General features: G+C 50.3%; 14 protein-coding genes. 12 read left to right on the top strand and 2 right to left on the bottom strand.

Annotated features, from left to right (window positions below):
- Nucleotides 1-80 precede the first annotated feature (80 nt).
- The 6 genes from NSS79_RS26485 (at nucleotide 81) to thiI (ending at nucleotide 5,042) form a co-directional block, all read left to right on the top strand.
- Nucleotides 81-578, top strand: coding sequence for a YpuI family protein (locus tag NSS79_RS26485; protein ID WP_038595408.1), 498 nt, complete (start codon nucleotides 81-83; stop codon nucleotides 576-578).
- Nucleotides 579-878: 300 nt separating this feature from the next.
- Nucleotides 879-1,100 (top strand): DUF1540 domain-containing protein, encoded by a 222-nt coding sequence (locus NSS79_RS26480; protein ID WP_342436808.1) that lies wholly within the window; start codon nucleotides 879-881, stop codon nucleotides 1,098-1,100.
- A gap of 11 nt (nucleotides 1,101-1,111) precedes the next feature.
- A complete protein-coding gene (locus tag NSS79_RS26475) occupies nucleotides 1,112-1,513 on the top strand; it encodes a hypothetical protein (RefSeq protein ID WP_340896948.1) in 402 nt (133 codons plus the stop codon).
- 202 nt (nucleotides 1,514-1,715) lie between these two features.
- On the top strand, nucleotides 1,716-2,426 hold the full coding sequence (locus tag NSS79_RS26470; protein WP_342436807.1) for a lytic transglycosylase domain-containing protein: 711 nt from the start codon (nucleotides 1,716-1,718) through the stop codon (nucleotides 2,424-2,426).
- A 174-nt stretch (nucleotides 2,427-2,600) separates the two neighbouring features.
- The gene (locus NSS79_RS26465; RefSeq protein ID WP_342436806.1) at nucleotides 2,601-3,752 is read left to right on the top strand and encodes a cysteine desulfurase family protein; all 1,152 of its coding nucleotides are present in this window, start codon (nucleotides 2,601-2,603) and stop codon (nucleotides 3,750-3,752) included.
- A gap of 3 nt (nucleotides 3,753-3,755) precedes the next feature.
- Nucleotides 3,756-5,042, top strand: a complete 1,287-nt coding sequence (gene thiI, locus NSS79_RS26460; protein WP_342436805.1) for a tRNA uracil 4-sulfurtransferase ThiI — start codon at nucleotides 3,756-3,758, stop codon at nucleotides 5,040-5,042.
- Between the two features lie 73 nt (nucleotides 5,043-5,115).
- Here thiI and NSS79_RS26455 read toward each other — a convergent pair whose 3' ends face one another.
- On the bottom strand, nucleotides 5,116-5,811 hold the full coding sequence (locus NSS79_RS26455; RefSeq protein WP_342436804.1) for a TerC family protein: 696 nt from the start codon (nucleotides 5,809-5,811) through the stop codon (nucleotides 5,116-5,118).
- A gap of 169 nt (nucleotides 5,812-5,980) precedes the next feature.
- On the opposite strand from NSS79_RS26455, the gene NSS79_RS26450 reads away from it, so the two are divergent.
- The 6 genes from NSS79_RS26450 to NSS79_RS26425 all read left to right on the top strand — a co-directional run bounded on the left by NSS79_RS26450 (nucleotide 5,981) and on the right by NSS79_RS26425 (nucleotide 11,833).
- Nucleotides 5,981-6,640 (top strand): TerC family protein, encoded by a 660-nt coding sequence (locus tag NSS79_RS26450; protein WP_342436803.1) that lies wholly within the window; start codon nucleotides 5,981-5,983, stop codon nucleotides 6,638-6,640.
- Nucleotides 6,641-6,952: 312 nt separating this feature from the next.
- Nucleotides 6,953-7,465: a hypothetical protein gene (locus NSS79_RS26445; RefSeq protein WP_038595400.1), complete on the top strand. Its 513-nt coding sequence runs from the start codon at nucleotides 6,953-6,955 to the stop codon at nucleotides 7,463-7,465.
- A 251-nt stretch (nucleotides 7,466-7,716) separates the two neighbouring features.
- The gene (typA, locus tag NSS79_RS26440) at nucleotides 7,717-9,561 is read left to right on the top strand and encodes a translational GTPase TypA (protein ID WP_038595399.1); all 1,845 of its coding nucleotides are present in this window, start codon (nucleotides 7,717-7,719) and stop codon (nucleotides 9,559-9,561) included.
- Between the two features lie 246 nt (nucleotides 9,562-9,807).
- Nucleotides 9,808-10,104 (top strand): YlaH-like family protein, encoded by a 297-nt coding sequence (locus NSS79_RS26435; RefSeq protein WP_038595398.1) that lies wholly within the window; start codon nucleotides 9,808-9,810, stop codon nucleotides 10,102-10,104.
- An 83-nt stretch (nucleotides 10,105-10,187) separates the two neighbouring features.
- The gene (locus NSS79_RS26430) at nucleotides 10,188-11,279 is read left to right on the top strand and encodes an LCP family protein (protein ID WP_342436802.1); all 1,092 of its coding nucleotides are present in this window, start codon (nucleotides 10,188-10,190) and stop codon (nucleotides 11,277-11,279) included.
- 98 nt (nucleotides 11,280-11,377) lie between these two features.
- Complete coding sequence (locus NSS79_RS26425) at nucleotides 11,378-11,833, top strand: pyridoxamine 5'-phosphate oxidase family protein (RefSeq protein WP_038595395.1); 456 nt, start codon at nucleotides 11,378-11,380, stop codon at nucleotides 11,831-11,833.
- 36 nt (nucleotides 11,834-11,869) lie between these two features.
- On the opposite strand, the gene NSS79_RS26420 is transcribed toward NSS79_RS26425, so the two are convergent.
- Entirely contained in the window at nucleotides 11,870-12,439 is a 570-nt protein-coding gene (locus NSS79_RS26420; RefSeq protein WP_038595394.1) for a YhcN/YlaJ family sporulation lipoprotein, read from the bottom strand.
- Between the last annotated feature and the right edge of the window lie 6 nt (nucleotides 12,440-12,445).

The raw sequence follows: 12,445 nt of genomic DNA, 5'->3' as shown, positions 1-12,445 counted from the left end.
AGCAATACCTATTGTAGAATGACTACCAGAAGTTGAAAATGACTACAAGAAGCAAGGACTAATAAGGGGGAGCACTCGCCATGTCAGCAGCCAATGTGCAGAAATTGTGTGAAACGACGAGAGAAAAACTTAAATCCGTGATCGGTAAAATGGAATTATTCCTCAACAACCATGCCCTGCCTCAGCTAGTAACCGAAGAAGATGAAGAAACGGTAGCTTTTTATCAAGGTTTCCTGTCAGATCTCCGCCACCTGCTGGTATTCTCGGAAATGTCTTATGAGAAGCTGGGAGTTGCCCTGCGCCGCGCCACATTTGACGAAGCATTCGCGCAAAAAGCGCTATATAATGTATATCATTATGGAGTCAACAATTTCTTTTATCCAAAAAATGAGAGTTACTCCGAGGACGGCCGTTACGCTTACACAGGCCAGGATGCCATCCGTTTCCGCAAAAAGCCTGTTCGCCCGGCCCGTGATATTATTATGGAGATTACCAAAGTTTATGAAGAGCTGCGCGATGACCTCAATTATTATGAGAATGATTATTTAACTGAAAAGCGTATGCAAAACCAGGTTTAACATCTTATGTCATATTTCACGAAATTCAAGATCGTTTCTGTCATGTACACATGGCGGAGCGGTCTTTTTTTTGTAAATATAAGCATTTATATGTTTCACACGATAAATTCATCCTTCTATTTCTCGCTGAAACGGTACCGTCCTTAAAAAGGACGGCGAAGCCGTTTCCACTTGATTGATTAAGCTTCCGGCACAAGCCTTGGGACACAGTTTTATTGTGGGTTTTGTGGAGGGGACTGGCACCTCGTCTACCGCATAGAGATGAAATTCCACGGACATAATGATTCCTGAGGTGATCACATGACAACCGCAAAACCGCTTGTAAGATGCAGTGTGAGCAACTGTCATTATTGGGGTGAACAGAACTTATGCCGGGCCGAGGAGATCGTTATTGAAATCGACAAGCATGCAGGCAGCGGGTTCAAGGAAGAATATGCCGAAGAGCTGATGGCTAACAATCATCATGATCATGCCGGAACTTCGTCCGCGACCTGCTGTCTGACCTTCAAGCCTAACAACTAGGAGGCCTGAAAATGGACAAACACAGTGATAAATCCAAACTTGACCCGTCCGAAAGGAAAAAAATCATCCTGCGTCCGCGTAGAGTGGATTATCCCCGGCGGGACCGGACCCACAATGAAGAATATGCCTCGGAGGTAAGCCCGCTTCCGGCACACATTCACAGCACAGGCGGCAAAACAGCCGAGACTAAGGAGCACAGTGAGACAGAGACCGGCAGTAAAAGTATGGGGAGGGTCGGGCTGGGGTTCGGGATTGCCTCCTTGTTCATCTGGTCGGTCATTCTTGGTCCCGTAGCTGCCATACTTGGGTACTATGCTTACGCCAAAGGGCAAAAAACTACCGGCGCATGGGCAATGGGACTGGGGATTGTATCCACACTCAGCTATTTTGTCATGATACCATTTGCCCGCTAACGTAAGAAGAAACCAGAAGCAATGAATTCAAAACAGGCTTTTAGACCTAACTATGAGGGTCTGAAGTCTGTTTTTTCATGTCAGCATATAGCAATTATTATGATTCGACTGTAAAATAAAGTCGTATTTTAAATTTAAATTGAGTTTCTTTAAGGTTAGGAATTTTATATAGAGGATCAGCAGAGGGAAAGGAAAGTGCAATATGGCGATCAATCCGGCTTCAGGGAGCGGAGTTGGGCAACTAAGATGGGTGAACTTAAGAAGTTCAAGCCTCAAAAGTGAAACAGGGAAAAATTCCAGTGAAGTATCGGGTTCAACGTCAGCGGAGTTTTCCGCTTTGCTGCAGGAGCGGACGTTGCAGCCGGAGGATAAGGACAGCGCCACTGCACTGAATTCCCTTGGCGACAGCTCCTCTCTAAGCGGTCTGCTGTGGCAGCAGCTTGGAGGGACAAACGCTTCTTATAACGCAATTTCCGGGGAAATAACGGAAACCAGGCCTACCGATTATGAAGAGCTGATTCAGACGGCCAGTACGAAGTACGGTGTACCGGTAGACTTGATCAAGGCAGTAATCGATACGGAATCCTCGTTCAACCCGAATGTCGTTTCTTCGGCGGGAGCGAAGGGATTGATGCAGCTGATGGATGGCACGGCGAATGGACTCGGCGTTTCTGATCCCTTCGATCCGGCTCAGAGCATTGACGGCGGGGTACGTTATTTATCGTATCAGCTGAAGCGTTTTGACGGGCAGGAGAAGATGGCACTGGCCGCTTATAATGCTGGTCCCGGACGGGTAAATAAGCTCGGAGTCAACAGTGACCAGGAGCTGATGGAGAAGCTTACCCAGCTTCCGAAGGAAACCCAGGCCTATATTCTCAAAATAGAACGCGCCCGCGCTGAATACGCGGTATAATAAAAAGGATCAAATGGTGTCGTCTGGACCACTCTGGTGGCGGGACCCGTTTGATCCTTTTTTCCGGATATAAGAAAGTACAGGCACCTAGACTTTATAAGTTCAGCCGGATCAGTTATTCTATATTCTCGCGCATGAGCTTATCAGCACAGAAGCAAAGGAGAGACCCGATATATGCTGTACTGGGATTATGCCGCTGCCGCACCCCCTTATGAAGAAGTAGTGCAGACGATGGAGCAGATTATGAAGCAGCATTATGCCAATCCCTCGTCGCTGCACCGTGCAGGTACGGAAGCGGACCGGCTTATCAAACGTTCAAGGGAAGTCTGCGCAGCCGCGCTCGGAGTGAAGCCGCAGGAGATTCTGTTCACCTCTGGTGCTACCGAAAGCAACAACCTCGCGGTAAAAGGCGCAGCTCTGCAGTATCAGAGCAGGGGACGCCATATCGTGACTACGGAAATAGAGCATCCTTCGGTCTATGAGAGCTGCCTGCAGCTGCAAAACATGGGCTGGGAGGTCACCTTTGTAGCACCGGATAGCTCGGGAATGGTTGAGCCCTCCCGTATTGCCGCTGCGGTGCGCCGGGATACTGTACTTGTCAGCGTGATGCATGTCAATAATGAGGTTGGAACAGTACAGCCGCTGCTGGAGATCGGACGGCTGGTGAAGGCTGCCAACCACCGGACCCTGTTTCATGTGGACGGAGTGCAGGGCTACAGCGGGTTTGAGCCAAGAATGGGTGAGTGGCAGGCTGACCTGTACAGCTTGTCCCCCCACAAAATCCGCGGTCCGCGCGGGGTGGGGCTGCTGTATGTAAGAGAAGGGGTTACACTATTTCCGTTGCTGACTGGCGGCTCCCAGGAGAACGGACTCCGTGCCGGTACGGAAAATGTGCCGGCGGTTGTGGCTTCCGCCAAAGCCGTCCGCATGTGCGGCGAGCGGAGGGATCAGTTTAACCATGTGATGATTCCGCTGCGCAACCGGCTGTTGAAGTTTGTGGCCGGCATCCCGGAATTGAAGATCAACAGCAGGGAGGACGGAGCTCCGCATATTGTCCATTTCTCTTATCCCGGCATGAAGGGGGAGGTGCTGGCCCGCAAGCTGGAGGAACTGGGGATGGTCGTATCCACCCGTTCGGCCTGCTCTTCGCGGCTGGCCGAGCCGAGCCGGATTCTGCTGTCCATGGGCAGGGATGTTTCTACGGCACTTGGCGGAATCCGCATTAGCCTTGGCGACAGCCATACGGAAGCTGATATTGCCCTGCTGGAGCAGGCACTGCTTAAGGCTGTACAGGCTTTGAAGATTGTTGAAGGAGGCATGAGATAACCGATGAAAGAGCAGGAAACTGGAATTGCCATAAGCGGCGGAAGCAGTATTGAATATGCAGATATGCTTATACTGAGGTACGGGGAATTTACACTGAAGGGCAAGAACCGGGCCCGGTTCGAGAAGACGGTGCTGCGCCATGTGAAGGAAATGGTCAAGCCTTATCCCCAAGTGGTGCTGAGCAAGGAATTCGGACGGATTTATGTGCAGTTGAACGGTGAGCCGGCCGGCGAGTTGGCGGCGTCGCTGAAGAATGTCTTCGGCATCGCCTCTATTAGTCCGGTCAAAGTCTCTTTATCGGAGTTTGACGATATCCTGTCCGCCAGCCGGACTTTCCTGGAGATTATCGCTCCAGCCCCGGGTACTACCTTTAAGGTCAACGCGCGCCGGGTATGGAAAGAGTTCCCTCATGGCTCCATCGAGATGAATAAGCTGATCTCGACTCCGCTGCTGCAAGGCTATCCCGGCCTGATCGTGGATGTGAAATCACCGCAGATGGAGCTCAAGATCGAAATCCGCGAGGGGCATACTTATATTTTCTGTGAGAATATCCCCGGGGTCGGAGGGTTTCCGCTGGGAACCAACGGAAAGGCTATGCTCCTCCTGTCCGGCGGTATTGATAGTCCCGTGGCAGGCTGGTCTTCGATGCGCCGCGGTTTGGAAGTGGAGTGTGTCCACTTCTACAGTTATCCTTATACGAGCGAGCTTGCCCGCCAGAAGGTCGTGGATCTTGCGCGGGTGCTGTCGCGTTATGCCGGGGTAATTAAGCTGCATCTCGTTCCGTTTACGGAGGTGCAGACCGCTTTTACGGGAATTGGCCAGGATAACCTGATTATTACGCTGATGAGGCGGGCGATGCTGAAGATTACCACCCGGCTGGCTGAACGGGAAGGGGCGCTTGCGCTGGTTACCGGGGAGAGTCTGGGGCAGGTGGCCAGCCAGACGTTGTCCAGCATGAATGTCATCGGACGCGCTACAACGCTGCCGCTGCTGCGGCCGCTGGTCATGATGGACAAAAGCGAGATTGTCGAGCTTTCCCAAATGATCGGCACTTATGATTTATCTATCCTGCCTTACGAGGATTGCTGCACGTTATTTGTGCCAAAATCGCCTACGACCAACCCGAATCTGCGGATTGTGGACAAGATTGAAGCGACGTTGCCCGGATATGCCGCACGGCTGGATGCAGCTGTCGAGGGGACAGAGACGATTTCCATTACGCCTTACGGGGATGAGAAACCACGCGATGTAGTTCCGGCGCAAGCCGGGCTGCAGGAAGAGTGGTTCTAACACAATAGCAGGGGGGCCCGAAACCGTTGACGGACTTCGGCCCCCCCTTTTTTTGTTGATGAAACGGTATGTCTTAGCCCGAGGTCCCGCTATGTGGGATCTTTTTGTGCTCCAGCCGCCGTTTCCAGTGCCCTGCAGCCAGTATGCCTGCAATCACAAGGATGATGAAGAGAACATGGAGCAGCGGGTGCTGCTCAAAAAAAGGCTGGAGCTTCTGTTCACCGCTAATCATGGTGGAGGCGGTGTACCCCAGCACTGCGGAACCGATGTAAATAATCCAGGGATACCGGTTAATCAGCTTAATAAAAAGCGTGCTGCCCCAGACCACAATGGGGACACTGATAAGCAGTCCTACCACAACCAGCGTGATATTGTGATTGGCTGCTCCGGCAATGGCGATGACATTGTCCAGACCCATAGCCGCGTCGGCAACAATAATTGTCCGCACAGCTGCCCACAGTGTGCCTCCGGCCTTGATATCCGCATCGTTATTTTCCCCGCTGAGCAGCTTGTATGCAATCAGAATCAGCAGCAGACCACCGAACAGCAGCAGCCAAGGGACTTTCAGCAGCCAGACAACCAGTATGGTAGCGATGATCCGCAGCACAACGGCTCCGCCCGTTCCAAGCAGAATAGCCTTTTTCTGGGTGTCTGCCGGTAAATTTCGTGCAGCAAGCCCGATGACAATAGCGTTGTCCCCCGCCAGAATCAAATCGAGAAAGACGATATTCAGCAAGGGCAATATAAAATCGGTAACGGTTGTATTCAAGCCGGGTCACTCCCATAGTTTGTTGGTCAGAGCATTAGACAGGTATAGTTTTGTATACGCTAAAAAGGGGCCGGACATGCATCAGCCGGGAAAAAAGTTGGACAGGAAGCATAGCTTTTCGCGATTCCACATACATGTAATTACATGTAGTCCGGGGAGGTAAACGCTAATGGATTCCTTGTTGCTGCTTGGGGAAATATTGATGATCAATCTTGTGCTGAGCGGAGATAACGCGATGGTCATAGCGATGGCCAGCAAAAATCTCCCGGAGAAGCACCGCAAAACTGCTGTCTGGTGGGGGGCTGCGGGCGCTGTCATTCTGCGGTGTGTGCTGACGTTTGCAGCAGTGCTGTTGCTGAAAATCCCTTATATTGAAGCAGGCGGAGGCATTCTGCTGCTATGGATTGCCTTCAAGCTGCTGCTGGAGGAAGAAGAGGAGGTAAGGGTGGAGGAAAGCACTACCGTGTGGAGGTCCATCCGTACCATTCTGTTGGCGGACTTCATCATGAGTCTCGACAATGTGCTGGCAATTGCAGGAGTGGCCAAGGGCGATTTAGCCCTGATCGTCATCGGGATCGCTTTAAGTATTCCGATCGTCGTCTGGGGAAGCGGTATTATCGTCGGCTGGCTGCACCGGTTTCCTGTACTTGTCTTCATCGGCGCCTACATACTCGCCCATACTGCTGGAGAAATGCTGCTGCAGGATGCCAAGTTTGGCGCGGTGCTCTCCTTTATGCTGCCGTCTTTACACTCCATTTTGCCGCTTGCACTTGGTGTTATCGTTGTCCTGTCCGGCATGATTAAGCGGAGGACCGTATCCGCAGGTTAAGAAGCGGCAATACTAGAGGCTGTGCCAAAAGCTGGATAAGCTGGGGTGCAGCCTCTTTAGACTGAGCAGCTTTTTCAAAATATAAGGATTTATATGCTTCACGCTATAAATTATCCTTCTATTTCTCGCTGAAACGGATACCGTCCTTTTGAGGACCGTGAAGCCGTTTCCACTTGTCATCTCCTAAAATATGAAGAATGATGGTGTTTTATTTATTTTTCAGATAAAATATAAAGGGAATCCTGTCGCAGGAATGAACTTTCGAAGTGACGAGGCAAGGAATAGACGTGAATTTGAAGGGATGGGTGATTGATGTCTTCCAAAAACGACATGAAACTGGGTATTTTTATTGCCGCCGCCGGCATTGTGATTCTATTCGGAAAGCTGGGGGTGTTCGGGTTTCTCGGGCGGGCCTTATGGCCACTCGTGATACTGGTTCCAGGCCTGTTCCTGCATGTGCTTTTCTTCAGCCGCCGCGCTTCGGCAACTGTGTTGATTCCGGCCGGAATATTGACTGTATATGGATTGCTGCTCGGGTTATGCAATACCTGGGGCTGGGGGCTTATGACTCATCTGTGGCCGCTGCTGCTGTTCGGCATCGCTGTCGGGCTTTATGAATATTCGCTGTATTCTCCGGCGCGGACCGGCGGTCTGATGACTACGTCTGTCATACTGGGAGCACTGAGTCTGGTGCTGTTTATCTTCAGTCTGCTGGGCACAGGAGCGTTGTATTTGTTAGGTGCGGTACTGATTGCTGCCGGGATTTGGCTGATGGCCGGGCGCGGAAAACCGGGAAGCCGCAAGAAGTGGAACGGGGGCTGGTGAGTGAACCGGCAGCTGTGAAATTTGCGGATCTTCTCAAGGGAAAAAGGGTCTGACTCGAAATTAGAAAAATTAAACGAAGTTGGAAATCGTTTTTTCAGAAAAAGACTTGCTTTTCATAGTGCTTTCACTATAATATTAAGGAATGTTGGAGCGTCGGCTTTCTGCCAGGCGCTTCTTTTGTGAGACTGCCGTGACATGCTATAAATTTAAACATTTTTAATTTGATAAATGAGAGGATTTGGATACAAATCATGCATTCAAGAAAAGATATTCGCAACATTGCGATCATTGCCCACGTTGACCATGGTAAAACAACACTTGTCGATCAGCTTTTGCAGCAATCAGGAATTTTTAGCGCGCATGAGCACCTGCAAGAACGTGCCATGGACTCGAACGACCTGGAGCGGGAACGCGGAATCACCATCCTAGCCAAAAATACAGCAATTACCTATAAAGAGTTCTTGATCAACATTGTAGATACCCCGGGCCATGCTGACTTCGGCGGCGAAGTGGAACGGATCATGAAGATGGTTGATGGTGTACTGCTTGTTGTTGACGCCTATGAAGGCTGCATGCCGCAAACGAAGTTCGTTCTGCGCAAAGCGCTGGAACAGCACCTGACACCAATCGTTGTAGTGAACAAGATTGACCGTCCGGCTGCACGTCCGAAGGAAGTTATTGATGAAGTGCTGGATCTGTTCATTGAGCTTGAAGCCAGTGACGATCAGCTGGAATTCCCGGTAGTTTATGCATCCGCACTAAACGGCACATCGAGCATGGATACTGAGAAACAGGATGACAACATGCTTGCTTTGTATGAAACCATTGTTGAGCATATCCCGGCTCCGACTGAAAAAGTTGAAGAACCTCTGCAGTTCCTTGTTACGCTGATGGATTACAATGAATACCTTGGCCGTATTGCCATCGGACGTGTAAACCGCGGTGTTATTAAGCAAGGCCAATCCGTAACTGTTATTATGCGTGACGGTAAGAGCAAGACGGCACGGATCGAGAAGCTGTTCGGCTTCCAGGGCCTCAAGCGCGTAGAGACCGAAGAAGCGGGCGCAGGTGACATCGTTGCTATCGCAGGCATCAAGGATATCAACATCGGTGAGACGATTGCCGATCCGCAGCATCCTGAAGCTCTTCCGGTTCTGAAGATCGATGAGCCTACGATGCAAATGACGTTCCTCGTGAACAACAGTCCGTTTGCCGGTAAAGAAGGCAAATGGGTAACTTCCCGTAAGCTGCGCGAGCGTCTGTTCAAAGAGCTCGAAACAGATGTCAGCTTGCGTGTGGATGAAACGGATTCTCCTGACGCCTTTATCGTATCCGGACGCGGTGAGCTTCACCTCGGTATCCTGATCGAGAATATGCGCCGTGAAGGTTATGAAATGCAGGTTTCCAAGCCTGAGGTTATCGTCAAAGAAATCGACGGAGCCAAGATGGAGCCGCTTGAACGTCTGATGATTGACGTTCCGGAAGAAAGCATGGGCGCCGTAATGGAGAGCCTGGGCAGCCGCAAAGCCGAAATGGTCAACATGATTAACCACGGTACTGGTCAAGTTCGTCTGGAATTCCTGATTCCTGCACGCGGCCTGATTGGCTACAATACACACTTCCTGACGCTGACACGCGGCTATGGTGTAATGAACCATGCCTTTGACAGCTATGCTCCACTGATCGGCGGCCAGGTTGGCGGACGTCATCAGGGCGTGCTGGTGTCCAGTGAGACCGGAAGTACAACGTTCTACGGTATGATGGGCGTAGAAGACCGCGGTATTCTATTCCTTGAGCCAGGAACAGAAATCTACGAAGGTATGATCGTCGGTGAGCATACCCGTGATAACGATATTATCGTTAACATCTGTAAGGAAAAAGCACTTACCAACGTGCGTTCCGCTACGAAGGATGAAACGGTAAAAATGAAGACCCCACGGATGTTCTCTCTGGAAGGTGCGCTTGAGTATCTGAACGATGACGAATATTGTGAAATCACCCCGAAATCTGTTCGTCTTCGTAAGAAGATCCTGAACAAGGGCGAGCGTGAACGTGTAGAAAAGCAGCGTAAATCGGCACAAGCCAGCCAGGCCTAAGCTGATATAGAACAAGCCGCCGGATTCAACTCCGGCGGCTTGTATTTGTTTAAATATAAGAATTTATTGCTTCACACTATAAATTATCTTTCTATTTCTCGCTGAAACGGATACCGTCCTTTTGAGGACGGCGAAGCCGTTTCCACTTGTGAGGCGATCTTTTAAATTGCAGGGATTATTTGCGGATTAAAGCTCCCGGGGATGATATAATGTAAGCGATACATACCTTGGGAGGAGTGGTGAGCTGTGCAGAGATGGTTTGCGGAGCATCCTATTGTGGCCTATATTGTCATTTTTATATTGCTGACTTATGTGTATAACCGTGTATTCCGCGTGAATCAGAAGCTCCCCATTGGTAAAGAAATCGTGCTCTATCTGATGATGGCACTTGGCTCAGGCATGCTGCTGATTTTTCAGCATGACAAACTGCCGATCATTCAGTGCCTGCTGGTGGCTGTAGGACTTATGCTGCTCGTGCGGGTCCGTTATTTTGTAGAGGCCCGGCAGAAGCGCAAGGCTGCTGCAGCAGCCAAAAGACAATAACCGCAACTTTTACCGTTTGAAATCGTCTATAGTAAGTATAAATCAACCTAATCTATGCGAAATGAAAAGGACCTTATTCTATTATGAGTACAAGCAAGGGAAGTTTACCTCCAAGAAGACCCGCTGGACCCCAACAAACGGGCAGAGGGCAGCAGGTTAAGGCTGCTCCTGGAAAACAGGGCAAGAAAAAAGCAAAGAAACGGGGATTTGCAGCCCGTTTGGGAAAAATGCTATTAATTATCCTTTTGGTTACGATCCTGGCTGTGCTGGGTTACGTAGGGTTTCTGTACTATAAGTTCGAGCAGGGAGGATTTGGAGTGGACCAGCCCGTCCAGGACAGCCAGCTTGCTTCGTCTAAGCCGCTGACTATGCTGCTGCTGGGAACCGACAACCGCCCGAAGCATCCGTCCAATCTCACGGATGTTATTATGGTTGCTGCACTGAATCCTAAGACTCATTCGGCGACGGTTGTCTCGCTTCCGCGGGATACTTACGTCGAGCTGAGCGGTTATAAGAAGACCAAGATCAATGCGTTTTACCCCCGCTTCAAGAGCAAGGAGAAAACCTCAGGCATTCTAGCTGAGGATGAGATGAAGACGATGATGAGCAAATATCTGGACATCGATGTCGATTATGTCACCGTGCTCGATTTTCAAGGCTTCCGTGATATTGTGGATGAGTTTGACGGAGTGGATGTCAACATCAGCGCCGACATGTGTTATACGGACAGTGTGGACGGAACAGATATTAATCTGAAGAAGGGCCCGGCCAAGCTGGATGGGGATGAGGCGCTCGATTATGTGCGTTACCGCAAGTCTAACTGTAGTCCAAGGACCAAGGCTTCCGATGACTTTGACCGCAATAAACGCCAGAACGAGGTATTGAACGGGCTGGTTGGACAAATGCAGTCCCTTGGAGGAGTGCTCAAAATAGGCAAGGTTTTTGACGCCGTGGGTGACAACATGCAAAGTGATATTGAGAATGCACAGATCAAAAGCCTGATTTCTACTTATTGGAAAATATCTAAAGAGAATATTGAATTTGTGCCGGTGACCGGAACCTGGCGCAGCCCGTATGTATATATTAACGATAAAGAGCTTGAGGCGGCAAAGAAAAGCCTGCAGGACCGGATTGCCGGGGTTTCCTCCGCTGCCTCAGAGTCTACTGCTCCTTAACGAAGGTCTGGAAGCAACTCTAAATTGAATGCAAGTTTGGGCGTGTGCTATAATATAATAAAGTGAACGCACATTTGCCGCATAGGGGGCCTGTACTTATGTCCGAAGCCGTTGCTCAGCTCAATGAAACCTTGCTATCGATGCTGCAGTCGGAAACGTTTGTCCTGCTTAACACTGTTGATGCGGAATCCGGAGGCCCTACGTCTACGGCAATTTCGTGGATTTATGCAGTGAGCCCTTCTATCGTGCGTCTGGCGGTAGACCACCGCTCCAGACTTGTGAACAATATGAAGGTGAATCCAATGGTAACCGTAACAGTTTTTGGCGAGGGCACCGTTCATGCTATTAATGGCCGTGCTGTTGTGAGGCAGGATCCGCTGCCTGATGTTCCCTTTAAGATGTGCTGTTTTGATGTTGAAATTGAAGCGGTACGCAACGCGCTGTTCTATGGCGCGCAGCTGGAGTCCGCTCCAAAATATGCTAAGGTATACGATGCGCGTGCGGCTGAGAAGCTGGACGGCCAAGTGTTTGCCGCCATGCAAAAAGCCCAGTGAGGATCTCACTAGGCTTTTTTTGTCCAAAGAATCAGGTTATTGATTGTTGCCTTTCGGCTTGGTATCCTCTGGCAGCTGCGGTATGATGCGGCCGATGATATCCGCCATTTCTGCAGCGAAGCCGGACACCGGATTTCCCTTAGAGATATGACGGCCCATTTCGTTCAGTCTGTTGGAGATATCCATATCGGCAGTGACGAAGGCCTTGACGCCACGCGGATCTTTACGGATGGCTTCAGCCACCGAATATTTGATGCTTCCGACACGCGAACGTTCCAGCTTCCCGTCAACATCAATGCCAACCACGGCGACATTGTTCATTACGACACAGTGGGCACCGTTGACGCCTGGAACTCTTTGGGCCAGCTGTTCAAAATGATCCTTGAGTGCAACATCGCTTTCCCCCTTGCCGTCAGAAGCTTGTCCGGCTTCAGCGTAAGGGGCCATATTACCATCATTAGACAATGACCGCACCTCGCGGTTTCCCTGGCTGCTTAAAGCCTTGGCCGATTGTTTATCCTGAGGAGAGGGTGATGTCTCTTTATTAGCGATACCGCAGCTTGTCAGCAGCAGCAGTACCAGCAACAGACACATTGATTTTCTCATATGTGC

The sequence above is a fragment of the Paenibacillus sp. FSL L8-0436 genome (assembly GCF_038593025.1).
Classification (GTDB): domain Bacteria; phylum Bacillota; class Bacilli; order Paenibacillales; family Paenibacillaceae; genus Paenibacillus_AQ.
This window is presented reverse-complemented; position numbering and strand designations above follow the sequence as displayed.

Coding starts and splice junctions, on each gene's coding strand:
- NSS79_RS26485 (WP_038595408.1), top strand. CDS start 81: ATGTCAGCAGCCAATGTGCAGAAATTGTGTGAAACGACGAGAGAAAAA.
- thiI (WP_342436805.1), top strand. CDS start 3,756: ATGAAAGAGCAGGAAACTGGAATTGCCATAAGCGGCGGAAGCAGTATT.
- NSS79_RS26475 (WP_340896948.1), top strand. CDS start 1,112: ATGGACAAACACAGTGATAAATCCAAACTTGACCCGTCCGAAAGGAAA.
- NSS79_RS26480 (WP_342436808.1), top strand. CDS start 879: ATGACAACCGCAAAACCGCTTGTAAGATGCAGTGTGAGCAACTGTCAT.
- NSS79_RS26430 (WP_342436802.1), top strand. CDS start 10,188: ATGAGTACAAGCAAGGGAAGTTTACCTCCAAGAAGACCCGCTGGACCC.
- NSS79_RS26470 (WP_342436807.1), top strand. CDS start 1,716: ATGGCGATCAATCCGGCTTCAGGGAGCGGAGTTGGGCAACTAAGATGG.
- NSS79_RS26450 (WP_342436803.1), top strand. CDS start 5,981: ATGGATTCCTTGTTGCTGCTTGGGGAAATATTGATGATCAATCTTGTG.
- NSS79_RS26420 (WP_038595394.1), bottom strand. CDS start 12,439: ATGAGAAAATCAATGTGTCTGTTGCTGGTACTGCTGCTGCTGACAAGC.
- NSS79_RS26425 (WP_038595395.1), top strand. CDS start 11,378: ATGTCCGAAGCCGTTGCTCAGCTCAATGAAACCTTGCTATCGATGCTG.
- typA (WP_038595399.1), top strand. CDS start 7,717: ATGCATTCAAGAAAAGATATTCGCAACATTGCGATCATTGCCCACGTT.
- NSS79_RS26465 (WP_342436806.1), top strand. CDS start 2,601: ATGCTGTACTGGGATTATGCCGCTGCCGCACCCCCTTATGAAGAAGTA.
- NSS79_RS26445 (WP_038595400.1), top strand. CDS start 6,953: ATGTCTTCCAAAAACGACATGAAACTGGGTATTTTTATTGCCGCCGCC.